The sequence below is a fragment of the Parapedobacter sp. genome (assembly GCF_053550995.1).
Window position 1 is genome coordinate 1 of sequence record NZ_JBMQOC010000062.1, and the last position, 26,353, is coordinate 26,353.

Annotated in this window: 21 protein-coding genes; 9 read left to right on the forward strand and 12 right to left on the reverse strand. The window is 51.2% G+C overall.

Annotation, left to right across the window (positions count from 1 at the left end; translation table 11 throughout):
- The coding region (locus ACO1NT_RS08970; protein WP_449048269.1) for a hypothetical protein at window positions 1-437 on the reverse strand (437 nt) is incomplete at its 3' end.
- Between the two features lie 140 nt (window positions 438-577).
- Between ACO1NT_RS08970 and ACO1NT_RS08975 the strand changes: the two genes are divergently transcribed.
- On the forward strand, window positions 578-1,027 hold the full coding sequence (locus ACO1NT_RS08975; protein WP_449048270.1) for a PepSY-like domain-containing protein: 450 nt from the start codon (window positions 578-580) through the stop codon (window positions 1,025-1,027).
- On the opposite strand, the gene trpA is transcribed toward ACO1NT_RS08975, so the two are convergent.
- From trpA to ACO1NT_RS09015, 8 genes are all read right to left on the reverse strand, one after another.
- Window positions 1,024-1,812: a tryptophan synthase subunit alpha gene (gene trpA / locus ACO1NT_RS08980; RefSeq protein ID WP_449048271.1), complete on the reverse strand. Its 789-nt coding sequence runs from the start codon at window positions 1,810-1,812 to the stop codon at window positions 1,024-1,026. The genes ACO1NT_RS08975 and trpA overlap by 4 nt on opposite strands.
- A gap of 3 nt (window positions 1,813-1,815) precedes the next feature.
- Window positions 1,816-3,000, reverse strand: a complete 1,185-nt coding sequence (gene trpB, locus ACO1NT_RS08985) for a tryptophan synthase subunit beta (RefSeq protein ID WP_449048272.1) — start codon at window positions 2,998-3,000, stop codon at window positions 1,816-1,818.
- Window positions 2,993-3,619: a phosphoribosylanthranilate isomerase gene (locus ACO1NT_RS08990; RefSeq protein ID WP_449048273.1), complete on the reverse strand. Its 627-nt coding sequence runs from the start codon at window positions 3,617-3,619 to the stop codon at window positions 2,993-2,995. Before ACO1NT_RS08990 ends, trpB begins: the two co-directional genes overlap by 8 nt.
- Before the next feature lie 18 nt (window positions 3,620-3,637).
- On the reverse strand, window positions 3,638-4,624 hold the full coding sequence (trpD, locus tag ACO1NT_RS08995; RefSeq protein ID WP_449048274.1) for an anthranilate phosphoribosyltransferase: 987 nt from the start codon (window positions 4,622-4,624) through the stop codon (window positions 3,638-3,640).
- Between the two features lie 222 nt (window positions 4,625-4,846).
- A complete protein-coding gene (locus ACO1NT_RS09000; RefSeq protein ID WP_017258669.1) occupies window positions 4,847-5,068 on the reverse strand; it encodes a DUF2795 domain-containing protein in 222 nt (73 codons plus the stop codon).
- A 222-nt stretch (window positions 5,069-5,290) separates the two neighbouring features.
- Window positions 5,291-6,049, reverse strand: a complete 759-nt coding sequence (locus tag ACO1NT_RS09005; protein ID WP_449048276.1) for an ABC transporter ATP-binding protein — start codon at window positions 6,047-6,049, stop codon at window positions 5,291-5,293.
- 44 nt (window positions 6,050-6,093) lie between these two features.
- Window positions 6,094-6,798: a lysophospholipid acyltransferase family protein gene (locus tag ACO1NT_RS09010; RefSeq protein ID WP_449048278.1), complete on the reverse strand. Its 705-nt coding sequence runs from the start codon at window positions 6,796-6,798 to the stop codon at window positions 6,094-6,096.
- A 66-nt stretch (window positions 6,799-6,864) separates the two neighbouring features.
- Window positions 6,865-8,232 carry a dipeptidase gene (locus ACO1NT_RS09015; protein WP_449048280.1) on the reverse strand — a complete coding sequence of 456 codons (1,368 nt, stop codon included), beginning with the start codon at window positions 8,230-8,232 and terminating at the stop codon, window positions 6,865-6,867.
- A gap of 266 nt (window positions 8,233-8,498) precedes the next feature.
- On the opposite strand from ACO1NT_RS09015, the gene ACO1NT_RS09020 reads away from it, so the two are divergent.
- The 3 genes from ACO1NT_RS09020 (at window position 8,499) to ACO1NT_RS09030 (ending at window position 13,196) form a co-directional block, all read left to right on the forward strand.
- Entirely contained in the window at window positions 8,499-11,300 is a 2,802-nt protein-coding gene (locus ACO1NT_RS09020; protein WP_449048281.1) for an outer membrane beta-barrel protein, read from the forward strand.
- Window positions 11,301-11,305: 5 nt separating this feature from the next.
- On the forward strand, window positions 11,306-12,088 hold the full coding sequence (locus ACO1NT_RS09025; RefSeq protein ID WP_449048283.1) for a GLPGLI family protein: 783 nt from the start codon (window positions 11,306-11,308) through the stop codon (window positions 12,086-12,088).
- A 163-nt stretch (window positions 12,089-12,251) separates the two neighbouring features.
- Complete coding sequence (locus tag ACO1NT_RS09030) at window positions 12,252-13,196, forward strand: homoserine O-succinyltransferase (RefSeq protein WP_449048284.1); 945 nt, start codon at window positions 12,252-12,254, stop codon at window positions 13,194-13,196.
- Window positions 13,197-13,223: 27 nt separating this feature from the next.
- Here ACO1NT_RS09030 and ACO1NT_RS09035 read toward each other — a convergent pair whose 3' ends face one another.
- From ACO1NT_RS09035 to ACO1NT_RS09045, 3 genes are all read right to left on the reverse strand, one after another.
- Complete coding sequence (locus ACO1NT_RS09035; protein ID WP_449048285.1) at window positions 13,224-14,132, reverse strand: alpha/beta fold hydrolase; 909 nt, start codon at window positions 14,130-14,132, stop codon at window positions 13,224-13,226.
- A gap of 284 nt (window positions 14,133-14,416) precedes the next feature.
- The gene (locus tag ACO1NT_RS09040; RefSeq protein ID WP_449048287.1) at window positions 14,417-15,592 is read right to left on the reverse strand and encodes a DUF1266 domain-containing protein; all 1,176 of its coding nucleotides are present in this window, start codon (window positions 15,590-15,592) and stop codon (window positions 14,417-14,419) included.
- Window positions 15,585-16,316, reverse strand: coding sequence for a hypothetical protein (locus tag ACO1NT_RS09045; RefSeq protein WP_449048288.1), 732 nt, complete (start codon window positions 16,314-16,316; stop codon window positions 15,585-15,587). Before ACO1NT_RS09045 ends, ACO1NT_RS09040 begins: the two co-directional genes overlap by 8 nt.
- 111 nt (window positions 16,317-16,427) lie before the next feature.
- On the opposite strand from ACO1NT_RS09045, the gene ACO1NT_RS09050 reads away from it, so the two are divergent.
- The 5 genes from ACO1NT_RS09050 to ACO1NT_RS09070 form a co-directional block, all read left to right on the forward strand.
- Entirely contained in the window at window positions 16,428-18,299 is a 1,872-nt protein-coding gene (locus tag ACO1NT_RS09050; RefSeq protein WP_449048290.1) for an ATP-binding protein, read from the forward strand.
- Window positions 18,300-18,538: 239 nt separating this feature from the next.
- Window positions 18,539-19,660, forward strand: a complete 1,122-nt coding sequence (carA, locus tag ACO1NT_RS09055; protein WP_449048292.1) for a glutamine-hydrolyzing carbamoyl-phosphate synthase small subunit — start codon at window positions 18,539-18,541, stop codon at window positions 19,658-19,660.
- Window positions 19,661-19,784: 124 nt separating this feature from the next.
- Window positions 19,785-21,077 (forward strand): phosphopyruvate hydratase, encoded by a 1,293-nt coding sequence (gene eno, locus ACO1NT_RS09060; protein ID WP_449048294.1) that lies wholly within the window; start codon window positions 19,785-19,787, stop codon window positions 21,075-21,077.
- 114 nt (window positions 21,078-21,191) lie between these two features.
- Window positions 21,192-22,010, forward strand: a complete 819-nt coding sequence (locus ACO1NT_RS09065; RefSeq protein WP_449048296.1) for a helix-turn-helix domain-containing protein — start codon at window positions 21,192-21,194, stop codon at window positions 22,008-22,010.
- 165 nt (window positions 22,011-22,175) lie between these two features.
- The coding region (locus ACO1NT_RS09070) for a BspA family leucine-rich repeat surface protein (protein ID WP_449048297.1) at window positions 22,176-26,353 on the forward strand (4,178 nt) is incomplete at its 3' end.

Sequence of the window (26,353 nt, forward strand, 5' to 3'; positions counted from 1 at the left end):
GCCGGTATCCGCAGGTATGTTTCCGCTTGTTTGTGGATGGCGTTTTGTATCTGCAATGTGCCGCTTGAACGAAGTTTTGCCATCCTCGAGAAAAGGTAAAACATGATCAACACGATGACGATACCGGATAGTACGGACCAAATGATGACCTGACCCAGGGGAAGGTTACTTTTCAGGCAACCCAGCCCCACCCAGCCGAAAACGGTGAAGAAGGTAATGAAGTTTTTGATGGTGAAGAACTGGAAATCGATGCCTCCATCGCCGTCGATGTATTCATCCGAATCGCCGAACGCGGCGTCATCGTCCCCGCCGCCCACGAAAGCGAAGATGGTTTGTATAACAAACATGAAGGAAAACAGCAGGGCGATTGCCCAAAAAAATTTCTCTATGCCTGCAAGGGCTTGCCACCAGGTAGCTATGGTTAATGTGATGTTCATGTTTAGATATTAAGCAGGGTTAAAAAATTGCGTGTTTGTCTATTTGATGTCAAATTTGGCAAGATGTTACAACAATTCCTAATTTCCAAAGTTTTTCCTGTTTTGAACTTTTCTTTTGTCGGGAAACAAAAGGTAATATTATGAAAAAGATATTGTTTGGCTTAGCTGTTTTATCCCTGGCCTATTTACCTGTCACTGCGCAGGGCGTGCAGAAGCGTGGTGTACCAGCGGTGGTATTGAACGCTTTCCAACAACAATTTCCAAAAGCACGGCAAGTAGAGTGGGAGAAGAAACGCGACGGGAATTACGAGGTGGAGTTTGATAACGGCTTGTTTAGCCGCGATCACCAAGCGATTGTCAGCCCCGAAGGCAAGGTATTGCGCCATGAAGAAGAGTTGGCCTCATATTCGTTGCCCGAAGCGGTGAAGGAAACCATTAAGGTAGAATTCGCGGGATACCGCGTAGGTGACGTGAAGAAGATCGATACGGGCGGAACCATTACCTATGCGGTTGAACTGGATAGCCGTTCTGGCGACTTGGATGTTGTTTTCGCCGCCGATGGTAAAATCGTCAAAGAACGGATGGACTAAAGCCCATCCGTTTTTCCTTTCAATTGCCGGATAAACGACGTGATTTTCGTGTGGTAATCCGGCTCGCCCAGCAGTTGGACGAATGCGCTACCCACGATGGCACCGTCGGCGTGGTCTGTAGCATGTACAAACGTTTCATGGTTAGAAATACCAAACCCGATAACCGTTGGATTTTCGAGTGCCATGGCCCTGATACGGGAAAAATAACTTTCCGAGGTCTCTGAAACCGCGAGGTTTTTCCCGGTGGTCGCCGAAGAAGACAGCAGATAGATAAAACCAGTGGAGAGGCCATCGATTTTCCGGATACGTTCTTCCGACGTTTGCGGTGTTACCAGGAAGATATTGCTGAGGCCGTGCTTTTCAAATACCGATTGGTAATGCGCTTCATATTCATACATGGGTAAATCGGGTACGATTACACCATCCACACCAACTTCCGCACACGCTTTGCAGAAGTTTTCAACGCCATATTGCAATACTGGATTAACGTATCCCATCAGCAATACGGGTATGTCCACCCGCTTGCGTAAATCTTTCAACTGGCCGAACAGCACGTCGAGTGTCATGCCGTTGCGGAGCGCCATCTCGGAGCTGTGCTGGATGACCGGCCCGTCGGCAACCGGATCGGAGTAAGGGAAACCGATTTCGAGGAAATCGGCGCCTGCATTTTCCAACGCTTCGGCGATAGCCAAGGTGCTGTCGAGTGCCGGATAGCCGGCAGTAAAATAGATGGATAGTATGCGTCTGTCGTCCTTGTTGGCGAATAAATTCCTGATACGGTTCATTGTCTAAAATCCAAAATACTTCATGTAATTGTCTAAATCCTTGTCGCCACGACCGGACAGGCACACCACCACGTTATCTTTGGGGGTGAGCGCCATTTTCTCCAGGTGGGCGAGTGCATGGGCACTTTCAATGGCTGGGATGATGCCTTCCAGCCGCGTGAGCAATAGACCGGCTTGCATAGCCTCGTCGTCGGTGGCGTTGGCATAGGTTGCCCGGCCCGCTTTGTGTAACCATGCATGTTGGGGCCCGATGCCGGGGTAGTCCAGGCCTGCCGAGATCGAATAGGGCTCCACCACTTGGCCATCGTCGGTCTGCATGAGGATCGATCGACTGCCATGCAGCACGCCTTCGCGTCCCAGGACGGTGGTAGCGGCCGATTCACCTGAATCGACCCCTTTGCCGGCCGCCTCCACCGCTACTAGTTTCACGTCGGTGGAGTCCAAGAAATGGTAGAACATGCCAGCGGCATTGCTTCCCCCCCCTACGCAGGCGATGGCGTAATCGGGTGTCTCGCGGCCGGTCTTTTGGAGCAGTTGCTTGCGTGTCTCGGCAGAGATGACCGATTGGAAGCGGGCCACCATGTCCGGATAGGGGTGGGGCCCTACTACTGAGCCAATGATGTAGTGGGTATCCATCGGGTTGTTTATCCAGTCCCGCAGGGCTTCATTGGTAGCATCCTTGAGGGTCTTGCTGCCCGACGTGGCTGCCACCACTTGGGCCCCCATCATTTTCATACGGGCCACATTTGGTGACTGCCTTTCGATATCGACGGCACCCATGTACACCACGCATTGGAGACCCTTCAGTGCACACACCGTAGCGGTAGCTACGCCGTGCTGGCCAGCACCGGTTTCGGCGATGATGCGTTTTTTGCCCAGCCGCTCGGCGAGAAGGATCTGACCGATGGTGTTATTGATTTTGTGTGCTCCGGTGTGGTTAAGGTCTTCGCGTTTCAGGAAGATGCTTGCGCCATACCGATCCGAAAGCCGCTCTGCGAGGTACAATGGCGAGGGCCGGCCAACATAATCGCGCAGCAGTTGATCAAACTCCTGTTGGAAATCGCCGCTTTGCATGATGGTAAGGTATTGCTGCCGCAGTTCCTCTACGTTGGGATACAGCATTTCGGGAATGTAGGCACCGCCGAAGTCACCATAATATCCGTTGTCGTTTACTTGGTATTTACTCATTGTTGATGGTCTGTAACGTATTTTTCAATAATGCAATGTCTTTGAGGCCCGGTGCGGTCTCAAACCGCGAGTTTAAGTCCAACGCATAGAGGCGAGGGTCACGAAGTTGCCGTGCGTCAGCCATGTTCTCGGCACTGATGCCACCGCTCAGGAAATACGGTTTACTACCCGGGTAGCGCTCAAGTAGTGCCCAGTTGAAGCGCCTGCCTGTGCCGCCATGTTGGGGGCTTTTGGTGTCAAAAAGGTAGTAATCCACGACGGATGCGTATATATCCACTGTTGCCCAGTCGAATGGCTCGCCAATACCGAAAGCTTTGATGATTTCAACACCGAGATCAGCTAGCTCTGCGCAGTACACGGGCGTTTCCGTTCCATGCAGCTGTATGGCTTGGAAACCATAACGTTGGATACTCGATTTCACCTCATGGATGGCCGCATCTACAAAAACGCCCGTTTTCGTTACGTTTCGTAACCCGGCGACCCAGGTTTCATCCAGTTCGCCGATGAAGCGCTTGGAACCCGGGTAGCATATGAAACCGATGTAATCAGGGTGCAAGGCCATCACCTCCCGGATGTTATCGGGGTGTTTCAAGCCGCATATTTTTATTTTCGGGCTCATATTCTACCGTGTTGTTTACTATCCTATTAAATTTTTAAAACTTTTCAGTGCTTTTTTACCGAGCAATGATGCTTCCGCTTCATAGTAGCAGTCGCCGAAACCCCATTCCGGACGGATGGTCTGTATAGCGATAGCCGCATTGGCCAGTACAACGTTATTCTGCTCGGCGGTACCTTCCCCATCAAGTACGGTCGCAAATATGGTCGCTGCCTCTTCCACGGTTTCCCCACCATGGATGCGTTCGGCCGATATGGCCGTAAAGCCAAACTCGTCAATACTGTGGATGCGTTCTCCCTTATTGCTGATGGTTTTGAAATCGCCCGTCAGGGAAACTTCGTCGTATCCGTCCAGCGCATGGAGGATGGTATATCGCTTGTCCGTTTGCTGATAGAGGTAACCATACAGGCGGGCCAGCTCCAGGCTGAACACGCCGACGGATTGGTACTGCGGGTTCGTGGGGTTGACCAGCGGACCGATCATGTTAAAAAATGTTTTCACCCCGAGTTCGCGGCGGATGGGTGCCACGGTTTTCATTGCCGGGTGGAAGAGTGGGGCATGGAGAAAACAGATGTTGGCCTGCTCCAATTGGCGGCTAATGGTGTCTTTGTCATTGGTGAATTGATAGCCTAGGTATTCCATTACGTTCGACGATCCACACCCCGAGGATACACCATAGTTGCCGTGTTTGGCTACGTGGTAACCGGCACCGGCCACCACGAAAGAGGCCAGGGTGGAAATGTTGAACGTATTTTTGCCATCGCCCCCCGTACCACAGAGGTCGATGAGTTGATAATCCGGAAAATCCAATTGCAGGCACAGGTCGTACATGGCATCGCGGAAACCCTCCAATTCTTCCACGCGGATGCTCCGCATGCCATAGGCTGTCATGAATGCAGCGATCTGGGAGTTGTTGTATTTCCCCGAAGCAATGTTGGTCAATATTTCGTATGCTTCACGCCGTGTGAAGGTTTTATATTCGAAAAGGTGCGCTAGTATTTTCTTCATATCAGTATCCAATAAAAAAGGCTTGCCGATGATGGGCAAGCCGCTATACAGTTCAGTAACTATTACTTACAATAGGAGGTTGCCACAGCATTAAATGCTATGCCACCACCAAGTAATATGTCCTTTCGTACCGTTCATTTCTGTTGTGCCGCAAATATGGGTTTTTGTTTTGAAAGATGCAAATAAAAACGCCCCGTACTCATCGTGCGGGGCGGCTATTTCTCAGTATTCATCTTCGTTGAAAAAGAAATCATCCTTGGTAGGGTAATCCGGCCAGATTTCTTCTATATTTTCATAGGGCTCACCGTCATCCTCCAAGGCTTGCAGGTTCTCAATCACTTCCACCGGGGCGCCCGAGCGTATGCCGTAGTCGATCAGTTCGTCTTTCGTGGCCGGCCAAGGTGCGTCTTCTAAATGTGAGGCTAACTCTAATGTCCAGTACATAACCTTTCAATTTAAGCTTTTCAATTTTGCGCAAAAATATAATATTTATAGTATGATTTTTAAATTTTTTGTCAATAATTTGTGTTGTTGATTTAAATGGCTGTCTTATAGCTAATTAATGTTTGGATAGGGAATTATTTTTACAAAAAAATGGCTTTTGGGCAAACGTTAATCCCGTTTTCAAAACGTCCGAAATGTAAACTGGGGTGCGTTTGGCGAAGGTTATATATTCTCGAAATCCGTGCCCTTTTCACGCAATGCAGCGAGCCGGGGCGATACGTTCCTGATGTCTTTATTAGGGTAGTCGTCCTCGATGAGCCCATCACGCATACGTACGATGCGGTGGGCATGCTGGGCGATATCCTCTTCGTGGGTTACCAGGATAATGGTGTTGCCTTTGTCGTGTATTTCCTCCAGCAGCTCCATGATTTCTACCGATGTCTTCGTATCCAGATTACCCGTGGGTTCGTCGGCCAATATGATGGAGGGATTGTTGATTAACGCCCGTGCCACCGCCACCCGCTGGCGTTGGCCGCCAGAGAGCTCGTTCGGTTTGTGGTCCACCCGATTGCCCAATCCAACGCTCTCCAACGCGGTTTGTGCCATCTCGCTCCGTGTTTTCTTGTTGTAGCCCGCGTAGATGAGTGGCAGGGCTACATTATCGAGCGACGTGGAGCGGGGTAATAGGTTGAACGTCTGGAATACAAACCCGATTTCCTTGTTCCGTACATCGGCGAGTTCGTCGTCGGTCATGTCACTCACGTTGATGCCGTTGAGGATATATTCTCCGCGTGTAGGCGTGTCCAGGCATCCGAGGATATTCATTAGCGTCGACTTACCCGAACCCGACGGGCCCATGAGCGCAACGAACTCCCCTTTGTTTATCTGGAGGGTCACTGATTTCAAGGCATGGATCACTTCCGAACCGATGACATATTTCCGTCCGATATCCGTTATTTGAATGAGTGGCTGTTGCGACATATCACGTTCTATTTTTGTGGTAAGACGTGCTAATATAGGAAAAGTTACAGCCCGCCGGTCCTGTTCCAGTGTTTTTTTATGAGGGCATGCACCTCGTCGCGTAGCTGGTCAGCGTGTTCCAACGGGAGGTGGGCGGTGTTTATCGGAGTAAAGACCTCAACCAACACGGTGCCCGGACGGCTACCGAACCGTTTGGCGTCATCCCAGAAGATTTTCCACGCGTTGTGGATTACGACGGGCACAATAGGTACCTTGGTTTCGATGGCCAGTTTGAACGGTCCGTTCTTGAAATCATACAAGCTTGGGGGGAATTCTTCGCCGATATGTCCTTCGGGAAAGATGGCCATACTTCGCCCATTCCTCAGGTTGCTATCGGCCCTTTTGAATGCTTTAAAGGCCGATATGTTGCTTTTCCGGTTCAGCGGAATATCGATCGTCCGGAAAAAAAGCCCCGTGACGGGGTTATCGAGCAGCTCGATTTTTCCAATGAACGAGAAATCTGCCGGACAGAGCAGTACCATGGCGGTAATGTCGAGGTTGGAGGTATGGTTGGCACAGATGATGTGTGGAGTTGTCCAGTCGATGGCGGTTTCGTAATTGAACCGGTAGCGGATTCCTACGCATATGGAGCTTAGCCAGCCGATGATGCGGCGGCACCGGGCGATACGGCGCGAGTGCCGTATAGGGTTTTTAGCCAGGATATGGAGTAACGGGAAAAAGAGCGTGAAGAAAACTAAAACAGATGCCAAATACAGGCATCTGTGTGTTTTTCTCAGCAAACGTAGGGTCCCGTTCACGTGTGCAATTTCTCTTGGTTAACTCAACTCTGCAAAATACTTGTGGAAAAGGGGGATGGTTTCAATTCCTTTGAAGTAGTTTGCGATGTCGTATTTCTCGTTGGGCGAGTGTAAGTTGTCGCTATCCAGCCCGAAACCCATCAGTACCGTTTTCAATCCGAGTTCATTTTCAAACAGCGAAACAATGGGGATACTTCCGCCACCCCGTGTGGGGATGGGTTTCTTTCCGAATGCTTCTTCGATGGCTTTCTCCGCGGCGCGGTAGGCTGTGCTATCGGTGGGGGTTACCGCCGGTTGCCCGCCGTGGTGCGGGGTCACTTTCACGGTTACGTAATCGGGCGCGATGCGTTCGAAATGCTTGGTGAAGAGTTTGGTGATGGCATCCGACTCTTGGTTGGGGACGAGGCGCATGGAAATTTTGGCGTGTGCCTTTGATGGCAACACCGTTTTTGCACCTTCTCCGATATAGCCACCCCAGATGCCATTGATTTCTAACGTAGGCCGGATACCGGTACGCTCGATGGTGGTATACCCTTTTTCGCCCCACACGGCCTTGATGCCAAGGTCGGCCTTGTATTCATTTTCGTCAAATGGCGCCTCATTCAGTGCCTTTCGTTCGGCGGCATCCAATTCGGCTACATCGTTGTAGAACCCGGGAATGGTGATGTGGTTGTTTTCGTCGTGCAGGGAGGCAATCATCTGGGCTAGGATGGTAATGGGGTTGGCTACGGCGCCGCCATACACGCCCGAGTGGAGGTCGCGGTTTGGGCCGGTTACCGTCACCTCAAGGTACGATAATCCGCGCAGTCCGGTTTCCAATGACGGTGTGTCCAGGCTGATCATGGCGGTGTCGGAAATCAATACCACATCGGCAGCCAGCCGTTGTTTGTTGGCTTTCACGAAAACGCCCAAATTATCCGATCCCACCTCTTCTTCGCCCTCGATCATGAATTTGATGTTGCAGGCAAGCGTACCGGTAGCATGCATCAGCTCGAAAGCCTTCACGTGCATGTAGAATTGGCCTTTGTCGTCGCATGCACCGCGGGCGAAGATTTTGCCGTCGCGGATGGTGGGCTCGAAGGGCGGGGTTTCCCAAAGTTCCAGCGGATCGGGCGGTTGCACGTCATAATGGCCGTATACCAATACCGTGGGTTTGGTAGGGTCAATGATTTTCTCGCCATACACGATGGGATGGCCCTCCGTTGGGCAAACTTCCACCTTATCGGCGCCGGCATCGCGTAACTTTTGCGCGACGAATTCCGCGGCGTTCTTTACGTCGTCCTTGTATTTTGGGTCGGCGCTTACCGACGGGAAGCGAAGCAATTCGATTAATTCGTCCAGGAAGCGGTCGGTATTCGCTTCTACATATGTTTTGATTGTTTGCATATCCTAAGGCTATGGCGCAAACTTAGCTAAATTGCCAGAGATAGGCAAGTTGGGGGTCTTTCCGGTTAAAAATAAGAAAAGTTGATGGAACTATGCAACATACGGTATGGACGCGCGTCTGAGAAGTAATCAGTTTTCGGCAAATAGGGGCAAGGATGTAACAGATTTGCTAAAAAATGTTAAAAAACGGTAGAAAAAACAAAAACTATTTTTTTAGTTCTATATTTGCCCACAGTCGAAATCGAATTTATCGCATAAAACCAACTATGAAGAGATTGCTCGTTACGTTCATTATGGCCTGCGCATGCGGGCTTCTAGTATCCGCCCAAGAAGGGGACTATTCCGTTGCGGGAACGGTGGTAGACACGGCTTCGGGCCAAAAGTTGGCGATGTCTTCCATTGTATTGGTTCACGCCAAGGATTCGATGTTATATCGCTTTACCCGTTCGGATGATGCGGGTAAGTTCAAACTGTCTAACCTTGATACAGGCACATATATGTTATTCGCCACCTTTCCTGAATACGCGGACTATGTGGAGCGCTTTACCTTGGATAGCACGACGAGGCTGATGGATTTCGGTAACATTGGACTGGTACTACGGTCGAAGTTATTGGAAGAGGTATTGGTGAACCGCAGCCAGGCTATCACCATCCGGGGTGATACGACTGAATATGATGCGGCAAGTTTTACGATACAACCCAATGCCAAAGTGGAAGATCTTCTGAAACAACTGCCCGGCATCCAAGTAGACCAGGACGGCAAGATTACAGCGCAAGGGCAGACGGTGAATAAGGTGCTCGTGGATGGCGAGGAGTTTTTTGGCGATGACCCCACACTGGTAACCCGTAACCTCCGCGGAGATATGGTAGACAAGGTGCAGTTGTATGATAAACGAAGCGACCAGGCCGAGTTTACCGGCGTAGACGATGGCGAGCGCTCGAAAACCATCAACATCAAGTTGAAGGAGGATAAGAAGAAAGGGTATTTTGGCAAGGTTGATGCGGGCGCTGGTACGAACGAAATGTACCAGGGGCAAGCCATGTTCAACCGATTCGACAATAAACAACGGTTTTCGGCGTTCGGTACCATCGGCAATACGGGCCGGACAGGGCTCAATTGGCAGGATGCCGACAAGTACGCCCCATCAGGAAACATGACACTGATGGATGGGGGTGGCATTATGATCTCGTTCAGCGGTGGCCAGGACGAGATCGAGTCGTGGGGTGGGCGCTATGATGGGCACGGTATACCCTCGGTGTTGAATGGCGGTGTTTTCTATAGCAACAAGTGGAACGATGGTAAACAGTCGATCAATGGGAACTACAAAATCGGTGAGTTAGGCGTAAAGGGTACCAGCAGTACCATTACCCAGAACAACCTTCCTACGGGGACCATCAACACGGTATCTGGCCAAGACTTCGACCGCCGGATATTCCGTCAACGTGGCGGTGCTATTTTCGAGGCGCAATTTGATTCAACCTCCAACCTGAAAGTAACCCTCAACGGCTCGCTGAAAAATGGTGAAACAACGGAGCTTAACGAATCCGAGGGTACCAATGGGGCCGGGCAGATGCTCAATGCATCGACGCGCAACACGAACAACAAGACCGAGGGCCAGGATGTGTACCTTTCGGCTCTCTGGACGAAAAAGCTTCGGAAAAAAGGGCGTACCCTTTCGTGGGAGGTCAATGAGACCATCGACCAGAGCAAGGCCAATGGCTTCCTTTATTCCGAAAACTCATTTTACAACGATGGGGGTGAGGTCGATAGCGTACTGCTGGTAGACCAGATGAAAGTCAACGACACCAAGAACTCCGTATTTAATTCGAACATCACTTACTCCGAGCCGTTCACGAGTACACTTTCGTTGGTGTTGAATTACCGTCTCACGGCAAACAATGGCACTTCGCTCCGCCAATCGTTCAACCCACTAGGTAGCGGCGATTATACCGATCTCGACTCGTTGTACAGTAACGATTTCAAATTAAACCAATTTGCTAATCAGTTGGGCGCTATTTTCAATTTCAAAAAGGGGAAATCCACACTCAACTTCGGTACGCGGGTAAGCCGGGTGCAATTCGACCAGACCGACCGGTATAGCGACAACCGGTTTGAGCGGAGTTTTACCAACTACAACCCGCAACTGCGCTGGCAATACCGGTTTTCGCAGCAAAAGTCATTCAATGTTTCGTACAACGGGAGCAATTCGCAGCCTACGATCAACCAGATACAGCCCGTGCGGGTGAACGATGACCCGATGAACATCGTGCTGGGTAACCCCGACCTGAAACCATCATATACCAACCGGCTCCACATGTCGTACAATTCGTTTAAAGTGTTGGGCAACCAATACATGTATTTCTCGGGTAGTTTTTCCAATACCAATAATGCCATCGTAAGCAATACGTACACGGATTCGGTGGGGCGCAATACGTTCCAATATGCCAACCTGGACGGTGAAACACCGATGAACTATTACTTCTATTCCAACTTCAGCAAAAACATCAAGAAGTGGAACCTCAATGTGGGCCTAGGGCTGAATACGAACGGCAATATCTATTACAACCTCGCGAATGGCGAACTCAATAGAACGGTGAGCTCCAGCTATGGGGGATCGCTAAGCCTGCGGCAGTATATCCAGAAGAAGTACGATTTCAATATTAATTTCGGGCCTAGCTATAACTATGGCGAGTCTTCGTTGCAGCCCGACCGGAACAATAATGGCTGGGGAATGAATGGCCGGTATTCATTCAATATATACCTGCCTTGGAAATTCCAGATCAGTTCGGAAGGAAACTATACCTATACGGCCGCCACGCAGTCGTTTAACGAGGATTTCGAGCGGTTTATCGTCGACGCATCGGTGAGCAAGAAGTTCTTGAAAGATGAAACGCTCCGGTTCGGCGTGGGGGTAAATGATATCTTCAACCAGAACACCGGCTTCAGCCGATCGGCCAGCAGCACGTATATTACCCAAAACCGTTACACCACCATTACCCGTTACCTGATGTTTTCACTCACCTGGGATTTCAACAAAATGGGCGGCGGGGCCTCCATCCAAAATTAAAGATCATGAAGATAAGAATGTTTCCACTATTCACCTGTCTGTTTGCGTTGGCGCTTTGCATCCAATCGGTACAGGCACAATACGCCCGGTTTGTGGAGAGCGGTGTCATCGAGTTTGAAAAGCGGGTAAATATGTATGCCAAAATCAAAGACCGGATCGGCGAGAGCAGTTTTATGCAGCAGGCATATGAGCAGTATCAACGAACCCAGCCGCAGTTTAAGGCATTTAAGTACAACTTGGCCTTCAGTGGAACCCAAACCCGATTTTGGCCACAGGATAGTCAGGCGGCAACATCGGGGGGCTTCTTCGGTAATGATCCGTCTATCGACATGGGTAATATCATTGCCGCTGACCTGCTTGCCCAACAAGGCATCAGTCAGAAAAGCATCTATGAAGAGACCTATTTGATTACCGATAGCCTACGCCGGATTCAGTGGCGTTTCACCAACGAATCGCGTGAAATCGCTGGTTATGAGTGCCGTCGTGCCAATGCGCTCGTGCTTGATTCCATTTATGTCGTTGCTTTTTATACTGATCAGATTCCGGTTTCGGGAGGTCCGGAGTCGTTTACAGGCCTACCGGGCATGATCCTAGGTATAGCGTTACCTTATGAGCACGTCACTTATTTCGCTACCAAGGTGGATGACCGTCCGGTATCGGCCAAGGAGCTGGCGGCACCCACGAAGGGGAAAGTAGTGAATTACCGTGAGCTGCGGGAGCAGCTCGAATCGAGCCTGAAGAATTGGGGCGATTATGCCCAATCGATTGTCAAAGCGATGCTGCTCTGATTCCGTTTGCCCATATCCCATAAAGCACGTCTATTTTCGGCTACTAATTGTCATCTTCATTTGCTGGTGGAGCAATGGGAACATGATTTTGATACCATGCATTTATACGGCATGTGAAAGAATTTACCTAATTTTGTGCCGCAATTAAGGTGCAAGGAAAGACATGCCAGTAAAGATACCCGATAATTTGCCAGCAATAGCGCAACTGAAGAGCGAGAATATTTTTGTGATGGATGACCTTCGGGCCAACACGCAGGATATCCGTCCTATGCGTGTCATTATCCTCAACCTGATGCCGTTGAAGATTTCGACGGAGACCGATTTCGTCCGGTTGTTATCTAACAATCCCCTCCAAGTGGAGATCGAGTTCCTGCGCTTAGATACCCATACTCCAAAAAACACGCCTGCGGAGCATCTCGAGCTATTTTACAAAGGGTTCGGCGAAGTGGCTGACAACTATTACGATGGCATGATTATCACCGGTGCGCCGGTAGAACTGCTGGCTTTCGAAGACGTTTCTTATTGGGATGAGGTAAAGATGATTTTCGATTGGGCGAGAACCCATGTCACTTCTACGCTCTACATCTGCTGGGCGTCGCAGGCGGCGTTATATCATTTCTACGATGTACGTAAGATTTCGCTGGAAAAGAAGCTATTCGGTGTTTTCAACCATACCGCGCTGGATAAAAGGCACCCTTTGTTCCGTGGGTTCGACGATGAATTCCATATCCCCCACAGCCGTCATACCACCCTTGCCGACGACGATCTGGCGGCGGCAACAGGGGTTGAGATCCTAGCGACGTCGGCAGAGGCGGGGGTGGCCATCGCCACCTCGCGGGGTGGCCGCGAGTTTTACCTTACCGGGCATTCGGAGTACCCCCCGTTTACCCTCCATGAAGAATACACACGCGACTTGGAAAAAGGGGCTACCATTGAAATACCGAAATATTATTATGCCGGAAACGACCCGAGCAAGGGGCCAGTTGTCCGCTGGACAAGTCATGCAAACCTCTTATTCAATAATTGGTTGAATTACTTCGTTTACCAGGAAACCCCGTACGACTTATCGGAAATCGCCCATTTGGGTGAAATCAAGCCACATGGTTAATGGGGCCATGGTTGTTGCTGTAGTAAATTAGCAGGTTTCTTCCAGCCACGCATAAATGTCTTCGTACACCATCGCTTTATCGGTCTCGTTGAGCACCTCATGGCGCATGCCGGGGTACAGCTTCATTTTTACGCGTCCAAAGCGGCGGTTACGCAATTTCCCGACTACTTTTTCCACGCCTTTCCCGAAGTCGCCGATGGGATCGTCGGTGCCGCTTATGAAAAACAAGGGCATCCGTCGGGCGATGGTCGCTGACCAGTTTGGCCGAGTGGCATCTACGTTGAGGCAGATGAGCCCATAGAACGCGTTGTTGCTGAAATCCACCCCGCATAGTTCGTCGTCCCGGAAGGCTTGTCTATTTGCAAGGCTCGCACTCAACCAGTTGGTGCCGTCGTTGGGCTGCTCGTGTTTGAATTTTTGGTTGTTAATGCTCGTGAAGAGTTTGTTGAGCCATCTACTTCTTTTTTCCGGCGCAATGCGGTTGGCCAGATAAAGGATTGGCCGAGCGAATGCTGCCATCGGATTCGGTCCACCGGTACCTATCAGAATGGCGCCGACAAAATGATGCTCGCTCTTATTTAACAGCACGCGGGCGACGAATGACCCCATGGAGTGCCCCATTAGCACCTGGGGCGTGTGGGGGAAGCGTTGCGACAGGTAGCTGGCAAGCCGGCTCGCGTCGTCGACCAAGAGATTACCGGGGTCGATCGACCGGAAAAACCCCAATTGTTCTTTCGTTTTCGCCGTACGGCCGTGCCCTGCATGGTCGTACGCCAGTACCGCGTAGCCCTGTTCCCGTAGGTAGTTCGCAAAACCCGTATACCTTCCGCTATGTTCCTGCATGCCATGCAGCAGCAGGATAGCTGCCTTGACCGGCGTGCCATCATTCGGTTCGTATAGCGTATAGTGGATGTGAGGTGGTATGACAGTTCCCATAATCTATACCTAAGGTAGCGGATTTGCTTAATGTTTCAGCCTTACATATAAAACAAGGAGGCAAAGTGCTACTGCAATGAAGAAACAAGTGATCCCAAACCGTCGGACCGATCGCCGGCCGGCGGCCGGAAGGAAGGGTTTGCGGCTATCCCGCGACAACAAGTAGGTGCATACATATCCGCTGCCGAATAAACCGATGATGAAGAGCCAAACCAGTTTCATGAAAGTAACACTCGCTTTTGCATGTTCGTTGGCAAACATAACTAAATTCTTCGCCAATTACCTTATCCATCGGCTGAGCCATCGCCTAACCGGAAGCCGACTTCCTGATGCGACTTGTTCTTCGATCGAACGTACATGGCAAAGCCCGTGTGCATGTCGTCTGTAATTTCCGGGCGTCGCGGTGCCGCCCACGGCAACGTCCGTTGGGGCCAGTTGCATTCCTTTTCGTAAAGTTTCCACATCGCTAACCGCTTGGTGGTGACCTTCAGGTCATTCGACCAATACGCATTACCCAGCCGCAGGTTGTCGTAGAACGATTCAAAACTATCAAATAGGTAATGGATTAAATCGGATGCCCGCAGGATATGGGTCCACGCCTCGGCTTCGGAGATATAGCCGGCCATGAACGCCTCACGCGAGATGGGGATGATACGCCACAGGTCGAATCCCCAAATCAGCGGTTTCGGTTTATCGGTCGACGCTTCGAAACAGGCGGTCACATAGGTGACTCGTTTGTCGATCAAGCCCGCCAAGCGGTTTACGAAATTCGCATTTTGGCTCTCGACATTTTTCAAATGGTCAGGTGTTGCCCCTCGCACGTACGATTTGTAGTTGAGCACGTAGTCGATGTCGAGGGCAAAAAGCTTGGAGTGCATACCATCGAAGAGTTCACTGACCGTGTTCTCGTACTGCGCCTTACTCACTACCCCCCAATCATCGTTCAGCCCCTGGCGATACACATTTCGATCCGCGATATAAAACGACGTCGGTTTGAATTTGGGGTTATCCACACGAACGTCGCAAGGGTAGTACTCCAGTGTTTTCAGCCAGAATCCGTTATGGTACATTTCCACGATATTCAGTCGTAGTGCGCTGGCCTGTTCCGGTGTAAGCGGCTGTACATTGCCCAATTGGTAGTAACGCAGTTGTTCCTTGGCAGGCAGGTTGGCAGACTGCCTATATAAAATATATAAAAGCCCGATGACTATCGCAAAACCGGTAAGAGATATGCCAAGGAGCATGGTTTCCGCGTCGCTGGCACCTGCGGCCATGTTACCCTTGATTATGCCCGATACGGAAAAATACAAAAGCGAACTGAACAGGAAAACCAGCATGCCTAGAAAGTAGGCCGTCCACTGATGGCTGTTTAGAAATCGCGAAAGTGCTTTGACTCCTTTTGCCGCAGGCATCGGCTCGCGGCTGTTGGGTGTGTTTTGGATCAGATCGGATTTAATCATTGGTAGCGGGAAGTTTATACGTGCCAAAATCGTCGTTGTATACGGTCGACTCAAATACAAAATCCATCTCGATGCCTGTAAACGTGTTTTTACGACCGTCGCTACTGAATTTGGTTATAAAGATAGGGCCCTCGAATGTGTCATGCTCCATGGTTTTGGGCACGAAGGTAAAGTCGCCGATTTCTTCAGATAAGCGGAGCTGTATCATGCTGTCTTGTGGATTCACCGATTCAACGATTGCCCATCCCGCCCGCAATTTCCCACCAGACATATAGGCCTGTCCAAACAGACTGCCATAGAACCGGTCGCCCGCTGCCGGCAGCTCGGTGAATGCGGCCCGGTTACTTTTCTTTTTCGGCCCGGACACAAAAACGCCATAGATAATGGCGGCGATTCCTACCATGACCACCAGTCCGCCTATCGCAAAAAATACCTTGGCCAGGACGGTAAGCTTGTGGTGCCGCTCAACGGGATGATTTAAAATCTCCTGCTTAACCAGTGTTTTCATTTCGCTTGTCCACTGGCGGGGTGGGATTTCTTTATCGTCGGTATCGAAAAATTTGGCAATGGGCTTCCTAGCTACTGTTTCGCTGAACCCGTTACGCACCATGTCGCGATACAATACAAGCAAAACCGGCCTTTTTCGGCCGGTCGACGTGTCGTCTATCGAATACGAACCGTTAAAATACGGCTCGTATTGGTGCTCGGTCGAGATGATGATCATGTAAATCCTTTTGTTTGCGTTTATACGCGCAATTTCCATGCCTCTCCCGTGTTTCCAAAATACGTTTTCCAAAATTATTGTAAATTAGAGCTGCTAAATACCGTGTTGCCTATGAATGCCTTTACGCAATGGAAGATGCCGCTATGGTTGATAGCGTGGCTGTTTTACATGCCATGCACTTCAGCGCAGGAAGATGATATTACGGCCATCAAGCAAACGCTCAGCCGCGTCACAGATAGCATGGAGTACGTCGATGCGTTGAACCGATTGGCCCTCATCTCTTACGAGCAAAGTGCCGATACAACCTTCCATTATGCTGTGCTGGCTCGACAGATGGCCGATCGCCTTCATTACCAAAAGGGGAGGGCAGATGCGCTCAATAACCTCGGTGTGGTATTTGATATCAAGGGGAATCCGCAGCTGGCCTTGAAATATTACAACGATGCCCATCAAATCTACAATCGGATTGCGGATACGTCAAATGTGGTGCAGACCTTGATGAATATCGGTGGTGTTTACCAACAGCTCGAACGGCAAAACCGAGCTGTCGAATACATGGAGTCGGCACTTGATCTGGGACATAAGCTTTCGCACGACTCTATTTTATCACTGGTTATCTATAACTATCTGCTGCTCTTCCCCGATCTTGCCAATGAGACGGAGACCGACCGCTACCTTCGAGAAGCCCGTGAAATTGCCACTCGTTATAATGACGCACGTACGCTGATTGCACTCGATCACCTTGCGGCCCAGAAACGGATTGATGGCGGGGCACGGGAAGCGGGATTGGCCGCGTGGGACAGTGCGATTAACCAAGCCATTGAAAAGCGCCTATATTATGTAAGTATGGATATGCTGATTGGCATCGGTGATCTCGTGGCAACCGATGACGCTTCCCGTGCTGCTGGTTATTATCTCCGCGGACTTGAAATTGCCGAGAATCGCAATTTTCTTTTTTACAGCAAGATAATGGCCCGGAGGCTGTTTGACCTCTATACCGTACATGACGAGCCGCGGGAGGCGAGCAGGTATAGCCGGCTATTGGTGTCGCTATATGACGAGCAGGATCGGCTGGATAATACAGCGGATATCGATTACCTCGATTATGCTATCAAAGAACAAGAACTGGAGCGCATGGTGGATCGGTCGCGCAGCCAGACATTTTTTCTGCTGTTGGCACTGTTGGGGTGTGCGTTGGCGGGCGGCATCATTCTGGTTATCCGCCGTACGCTCCGTGTGAGCAGGCGATTGAATGCGCGTATTGTAGCCCAGAACCTAAACTTACAAGAGACACTGGCTGCACTGGAACAAAGCCAAGCTGAAAACAGTCGTATGATGGGTGTGGTGGCGCACGACCTACGCAACCCGATCGGTGCGATCGGTGCCGCGGCATCGATGCTTTTGGAAACGGATAACCTTTCGAAGGATGAACGGAAGATACTTGGATTGATCGGTAAATCGGCGTCGGACTCGCTGGAGTTGGTAACCAGTTTATTGGAAGTGAATAAAGAGTTGGTCGATATGCCGAAAGCGCCGTTGGACCTTGATGAACTGCTCCGCTATTGCGTAGACCTCCTGCGGAGTAAAGCCGTGGAAAAACGGCAAGACATCACTTTGCACAGCCAACCTGTGATCATCATGGGGAATCGCGAGAAACTGTGGCGTGTAACCAGCAACTTGATTGCCAACGCCATCAAGTTCAGTCCGCCGGGCGAGCGAATCGATGTGTTGCTGGATGTGCAACCCGGCAATGTGCGCGTATCGGTGAGCGACCGGGGGATTGGTATACCCGCGCACCTCCGGGCCAAGGTATTCGATATGTTTACGGAAGCGAAGCGGCCTGGAACCGACGGAGAGCAGCCATTCGGTCTAGGGCTGGCTATCTCCAAGCATATCGTGGAGGCCCACGGTGGTAGCATCTGGTTTGAAAGCGAGGCAGAACAAGGGAAAGGCACCACGTTCTTTGTGGAGCTGCCACGCTGAGAGGGTGCGGCAAGCCGAATTGAGGGGAAATAAAAAAAATGTCTTTCCGGAAGTATAAAAATCCTTACCTTTGTCCCTCGTGAAATTTAGCGTACACTGCTATCAAACGAAATCCCCAAAACCCGGAAACCTTTCCGATGTATGTCGCATTTCTGATTGTATTTGGCCCGTAGCGGGCTTTTTTTATGGCTTTTAGGCTAGATGATTAACAAACAAACAACACAACACAATAACAACGAATGACGAACTACAGCAAGCTACCGGCCATCTTGTTACTCGAAGACGGAACGGTCTACCACGGTAAAGCGGCCGGAAAGATCGGCACCACCACCGGCGAAATCTGTTTCAACACCGGTACCACGGGCTACCAAGAGATCTTTACCGACCCCTCTTATTATGGTCAAATCATGGTAACGACCAATGCCCATATCGGCAATTATGGCATAGCCGATAACGAGTCGGAATCTAGCCAAATCCAAATTGCCGGTCTGGTCTGCAAGAATTATAGCATTAATTATAGTCGCAACCAGGCAGATTCGTCTATCCAGAAGTATTTCGAAGATGGGAACTTGGTGGGTATCTCCGATATCGATACGCGGTCGCTTGTGCGCCATATCCGCAACAAGGGTGCGATGAATGCTATTATCTCGTCTGAAATATTGGACGTGGCCGAACTGAAGAAGCAACTGGATCGGGTTCCTTCCATGGCGGGCCTTGAGCTTTCATCGGTAGTCACCACCGACAAACCGTATTACTACGGCAATGAAGATGCGCCCTTACGCCTCGCCGTGCTCGACCTGGGCATCAAGCGCAATATCCTGCGTAACTTCGATGCGCGCAAGGTTTATGCTAAGGTGTTCCCCGCCAAAACATCTTTTGCCGAGATGGAAGCTTGGGGAGCAGACGGCTACTTCGTATCCAACGGGCCGGGCGATCCTGCAGCGATGGATTATGCTGTGCAGACCATGAAAGACATTCTTGCTTCAAACAAACCGTTGTTCGGTATTTGCCTCGGCCACCAGCTGCTGGCGCTGGCCCACGGGATACGCACCACCAAAATGTTCAACGGGCACAGAGGTATCAACCACCCCGTGAAAAATATTATCGAAAACCGGTGCGAGATTACCAGCCAAAACCACGGGTTCGGTGTGGTCGCTGAAGACATCGAGAAGTCAGATAAAATTGAAATCACCCACGTGAATCTAAACGACCAGTCTATCGAAGGCATACGCGTAAAGGGCAAGAATGCGTTTTCGGTGCAATACCACCCTGAGTCTTCTCCCGGTCCGCACGACTCGCGCTACCTATTTGACGAGTTTGTGCAACTGATGGAAAATGGGAAGTCCGTATTGGCCAGCTGAGGTTTGGCGGATAGGGTAGAAAAAGCTATATTTGCCGTAGAAAGCCTATTGGTGTACTGTGTACACTAAGAGCGATAGGCGAAGAATTGGAATACGAACGACTGAATACTAAAGACTAAAATATATGAGCTTAATCATCGATGTACATGCGCGGCAGATATTGGATTCGCGCGGTAACCCCACCATCGAGGTGGATGTAACTACAGAAAACGGTTTCGTAGGCCGCGCGGCGGTACCTTCGGGCGCTTCCACGGGCGTGCACGAGGCCGTTGAATTGCGGGATGGGGACAAATCCACCTACCTCGGCAAGGGAGTCCTGAAAGCGGTTGAAAACGTAAATACGAAGATTGCAGACGCGCTGCAGGGTATCGATGTGTTTGAGCAGAATGCGATCGACAAGGTGATGATCGAGTTGGATGGCACCGACAACAAAGGGAACTTGGGCGCCAATGCCATCCTGGGTGTTTCCCTGGCGGTTGCCAAAGCTGCGGCGCAAGAAAGCCGCCAGCCACTCTACCGTTATATTGGTGGCGTAAATGCCAATACATTACCCATCCCGATGATGAACATCATCAACGGTGGGTCGCACTCCGATGCACCCATCGCCTTCCAGGAGTTCATGATCATGCCTGCCGGTGCTCCGTCGTTTTCGGAGGCGCTGCGCTGGGGTACCGAAGTATTCCACAACCTGAAGAAAATCTTGCATGACCGGGGGCTTTCCACGGCCGTAGGCGATGAAGGCGGTTTCGCACCGGCGTTTGATGGTACGGAAGATGCTATCGAAACCATTCTGAAAGCCATCGAAGCGGCAGGCTACAAAGCCGGCAGCGATATCTATTTGGCGCTCGATTGTGCTTCGTCCGAATTCTACGAAGATGGGAAATACGACTACAGTAAGTTTGAAGGCGATAAAGGTGCGGTGCGCACCAGCGAGGAGCAGGCCGCTTACTTGGCTGAGCTTACGGCCAAGTATCCGATCATCTCCATCGAGGATGGTATGCAGGAGGACGATTGGGCGGGTTGGAAGCTGCTCACCGACAAGATCGGTGCTACGGTGCAACTGGTGGGCGATGACCTATTCGTTACGAACACCAAGCGCTTGCAACAGGGGATAGACACCGATACGGCCAACTCCATCCTCGTGAAAGTAAACCAAATCGGTTCGCTCACCGAGACCATCAACGCTGTATCATTGGCACAAACCCATGGCTATACCTCGGTAATGAGCCATCGGAGTGGGGAAACCGAAGATTACACCATAGCCGATTTGGCGGTGGCCCTTAATTGCGGACAGATCAAGACCGGATCGGCATCGCGCTCCGACCGGATTGCCAAATACAACCAATTGCTCCGCATCGAAGAGGAGTTGGGTGGCAATGCGCGTTTCTTGGGCAAAAGCTTCAAATTTGCCCGGTAATCTCGTTCTGCTACAGAAGCTAAAGCGGCTGCCTCAAGTGTAAAGTGAGGCAGCCGTTTTTTTTTGCGCCGATGTTTTTTGTTTTGTAATAAATTGGTTACCTTGTCCTTGCCTATGGCATTTTTCAACATATATCCACCATCGCCCAAACTGTCCGGGATCGTTGATTACTACTGGAGATCCGTAGCGCAGCTATCCGATACATTGGTTCAGGATGTACCCACACCAATTATGCAGGGCATGACCTTCAACCTGGGTGGACTGAAAGAGGAAATGGTTTTTTCGGACCGCAGGTTGGAGATGGCCACCCATAGTTATTTTTTCGGTCAGCCCATGGCGCACCGGCTATCATTGAGCAACCGGCAGGGTATCGATATACTGGGCGTAAAACTCAAACCTTCGGCGATTTATGTGTTAACGGGTGTCGACATGCATCACCTGGTCGATGATATTGTCCCCATTGAAGATGTTTGGCCCAAAACGGAGATCCATGCTCTGTGCGAAACGCTCCATGCCTGTTGGGAGGCCCGATCGATGGTCGATACGCTTGAGCGGTTTTTGCTGGAAAAGCTCCGACAGCGGGAAACCTTGACCAAAGACCCCCGTATCCTCCTCACCGCCACGGGGATGGAAACCTTGCGTTGGCGTTCGATAGATGACATCAAGGAATTTACCTGTTTTTCCGAACGCAGTCTGGAGCGTCATTTTAAACAACGCATGGGTATGAGCCCGAAGACTTACTTACGGATTTGCCGTTTTAATGCAGTGAAGGCGCGTTTGGACCAACATCCCACTACTTCCTGGCAAGAGCTGGCATTTAACAGCGGCTATTACGACCAAAGCCACTTCATTAAAGAGTTTAAACGCTTTTCGGGTAAAACGCCGGGCGAATACCTAGCCCATGCCAACGCGGCTGCCCCCTCATTCTTCTGATACTTCTTCTTACGCTCCCTGTTTGAAAGCCATCAAAAGTTAAGATTGTCGGATTTTTACAATGGAAGGTTTTTCTTTTTGTAAACCTTTGTGGCCAAGTCCAGTTTCGTTATGTTCAATGCGCCAATAGCGGACTGGCCTCAATTTTTAACCTACGAGGCAACGATGAACAAGAACAAATATCTACCGGCAGTTTTCGCGTTTCTAGTTTTTTTAATCCATATCGGCACGATAAAGGCACAAGCACCATTCATTACGGTTTGGAAAACAGATAATGCCGGTACCTCGCGACCCGATCAAATCACTATCCCTACCACCTCCGGCGGGTTTAATTATAATGTCCAGTGGGCCGCGGCCGCCGATCCGACAACGGTATTGGGCTCCCTGACCGGCCAAACGGGCGATGTCACCATCACCTTTCCCGCGCCCGGCATATATGAGGTATCCATCACAGGCGATTTTCCACAGATTTTTTTCAACGATGGCGGCGACAAGGAGAAAATCCTTGAGGTGAAACAGTGGGGCGATATCGCATGGTCATCCATGTGGAATGCGTTTAATGGCGCGGTAAATTTGCAGGTAACGGCCACCGATGCCCCGGACCTCAATGCGGTAACGTCGATGAAGTCGATGTTTCGCGGCGCGACCTCACTCAATAGCGACCTGAGCCACTGGGACGTGTCGAACGTGACAGATATGGGCGGGCTTTTTTTTGGTGCGCGTGCGTTCAATGGAAACATCAGCAATTGGGATGTCTCCCGCGTATTCAATATGGGGCAAATGTTCCAGTCGGCAGTAGCTTTCGACGGTGACTTGAGTGGCTGGGATGTTTCCGGTGTAACCAACATGTCGATTATGTTTGCCGGAGCATCGGCGTTCACGGGCACGGGCCTGGGCGGGTGGGATGTGGGCCATGTGATTAGCATGTCTAGCATGTTTGCCGGTGCCACGGTGTTCAATACCGACATCAGCAGTTGGGATGTGTCAAGTGTAATAGACATGGCATCCATGTTTATCGAAGCTGCTGCATTCAACGGTAATATCAGCGGTTGGGACGTCTCCAACGTAACCAGCATGAGCTATATGTTCATGGATGCGGCCGCCTTTAACCAACCCCTTACGCATTGGGATGTCTCCAATGTAACCACCATGGAGCGGATGTTTTGGGGCGCTGGTGCGTTCAACGGTGATTTGAGTGGTTGGGATGTGGGTAATGTGACCAATATGCTCGGTATGTTCAACAATGCAAGTGCATTCAATACCGATATCAGCGGTTGGGATGTTTCCCAGGTCACCTCGATGAATTTCATGTTTCAATATGCCACGGTATTCAACAATGATCTGAGTAGCTGGGACGTGTCTAGCGTGACGGACATGCAACTGATGTTTTATGCGGCGAATGCCTTCGATCAGGACCTCGGCGGCTGGGACATTTCGGCGGTCACCAATATGGAGCATATGTTGAGTCGATCAGGTCTCTCTTCGGCCAACTATGACGCAACGTTGATCGGGTGGTCCAGGCAAACTGTCCAGCCGGGTATAATCTTGGGAAGTCAGGATATGGAATATTGTGCTGCTGCCGAGCGGCAATCGCTCATCGACAATCATGGGTGGACTTTTATCGGTGATGCGCCCTCGGCCCTGTGCACCGTACCGGGCGCATTCGTCACCACTTGGAATACCAACATTACCGGCGGAGCCTCCGGGCCTACCCAGATTTCGATACCCACTACCGGTAGCGGCTACAACTACGATATCCAATGGGTGTCGGTAGCTGATGCCACGATGACGGGCTCACTGACCGGCCAAACCGGCGACGTGACCATCACGTTCCCCGCCGCGGGCATTTACATGGTTTCCATTACAGGCGATTTCCCACGCATCTATTTCAATGATGCCGGAGATAAGGAAAAAATCCTTACCGTGGAGCAATGGGGCAACATCGCATGGACGTCGATGGAAAGCGCATTTTATGGGGCAATAAACCTGCAGGTAAACGCCACGGACGCCCCCGACCTGAGCCGCGTTACGTCGACTGCCATGATGTTCGGTATGGCCACATCGCTCAATAACGACCTCAGCCATTGGGATGTTTCTAACGTAACCAATATGGAACTGATGTTCGGTAATGCGTGGGCGTTCGACGGCGACCTCAGTGGGTGGGATGTTTCCAATGTGACCAACATGGGGCAGCTGTTTCTCGGTGCACGGCTATTCACCGGCAAGGGGCTTTCAGGCTGGGATGTTTCGGGAGCGTCGATTACCTGGGGCATGTTCACCGGGACACATGTGTTCAATGCCGATATCAGCGGTTGGGATGTATCAAACGTCATCAACATGAACAGCATGTTTCAAGACGCGCTCGCTTTTGATGCCGACCTCAGCAGCTGGGATGTTTCCAGCGTGCAGCAAATGGGGTCGATGTTCACAGGCGCCGCGGCCTTCAATAGCGATATCAGCAGCTGGGATGTAGGTAATGTGACGATCACTGAAGGGATGTTTGAGCAAGCAGCAGCTTTCAATGCCGATATCAGCGGCTGGAACATGTCTAACGTCGTGTATATGCGGCGTATGTTCCTGGATGCGGTTGCGTTCGATCGGAACCTGGGCGGATGGGACATCACGGCAGCTGTCGCGATGGAGTCTATGTTTAATAACTCAGGCCTCTCGGATGCGAACTATGACGCTACGTTGACCGGATGGGCAGCACAAGCCGTGCAACCCGGGGTGCCGCTGGGCGCCGTTGGCCGTAGTTACTGTAGCAGCGCCGGGGACCGGTACGCACTCATCAATGATCATGGCTGGACGATAACCGGTGATACTTATAGTGCAACATGCACACCCGAGGGGGCTTTTGTCACCACGTGGAATCCGGGGACTGTGAGGCCTTTCGTCTTTACCATCCCCACCACCGGCACGGGCTACGATTATGATGTCCACTGGGTATCATTGGATGATCCGACGGCCCATGGTGTGGTGGTGAATCAAACCGGTGACGTAACACTCACCGTGCCGGCAGCCGGTACATACCGGGTTTCCATCGTCGGCGACTTCCCACGGATTTACGTTAACCATACAGGCGACAGAAATATGATCCGCACGGTAGAACAATGGGGCAATATTGCCTGGACATCCATGGAAAATGCATTCTACGGCGCAGAGAACCTGCAGATAACGGCAACCGACGCACCTGACCTGAGCGGGGTCACGTCGATGGCAGGGATGTTTGCCGACGCGTTTTTGCTTAACAGCGACCTGAGCCATTGGGATGTGTCGAGCGTAACCGATATGGCATCCATGTTTTACGGAGCGACGGCTTTCAACGGAAATGTCGGCAGCTGGGATGTGTCGAGTGTAACCGATATGGCTCATATGTTCACGGACGCAACCGTGTTCGACCAAGACCTTAGCGGTTGGGATATTGCCATGGTTGCGGATATGGCGGGCATGCTTGACAACACCGTGCTTTCGCGCGCGCATTATGATGCAATGCTCACCGGTTGGGCGGCACAGGCGGTGCAGCCGGGCGTGTCCTTGGGAGCGACCGGTTTGGAATACTGTGCTGATGTGGAACGGCAGTCGCTGATCGACGACCACGGGTGGGCGATTGCGGGCGATGTGCTTTCCAGCAGCTGTCTGCTTCCCATCACGGGTATTACATTCGTCGATGGTTCGTTTGTTTACGATGGCACGGCGCAATCGCTCGCCATTACCGGTACATTGCCCGCAGGCACTTCCGTAAGTTATGTAAATAACGATCGCACCGATGCCGGTAGCCAAACGGTTACCGCAAATATTTCGGGTGGCGGTGTGTACCAAGATTTGGTGCTGACAGCTACGCTGACCGTCACACCGGCCACGATCACGGGCATTACCTTTGCCAACGGCACCTTCGTCTACGACGGCACAGCGCAGTCGCTGGCTATCGGCGGCACGCTGCCTGCGGGTACCTCGGTGAGCTACGCGGATAATAGCCGTACGGATGCGGGCAGCCAGACGGCCACGGCTACCGTCAGCGGCGGTACCAATTACGACAATTTGGTGTTGACGGCCACGCTGACCGTTACCCCCGCCACGATTACGGGCATCACCTTTGCCGACGGCACCTTCGTCTACGACGGCACAGCGCAGTCGCTCGCTATCGGCGGCACGCTGCCTGCGGGCACGTCGGTGAGCTACGCGGATAATAGCCGTACGGATGCGGGCAGCCAGACGGCGACGGCCACCATCAGAGGCGGTATAAACTATGCCGACCTGGTGCTGACGGCCACGCTGACGGTCACACCGGCCACAATCACGGGCATCACCTTTGCCGACGGCACCTTCGTCTACGACGGCACAGC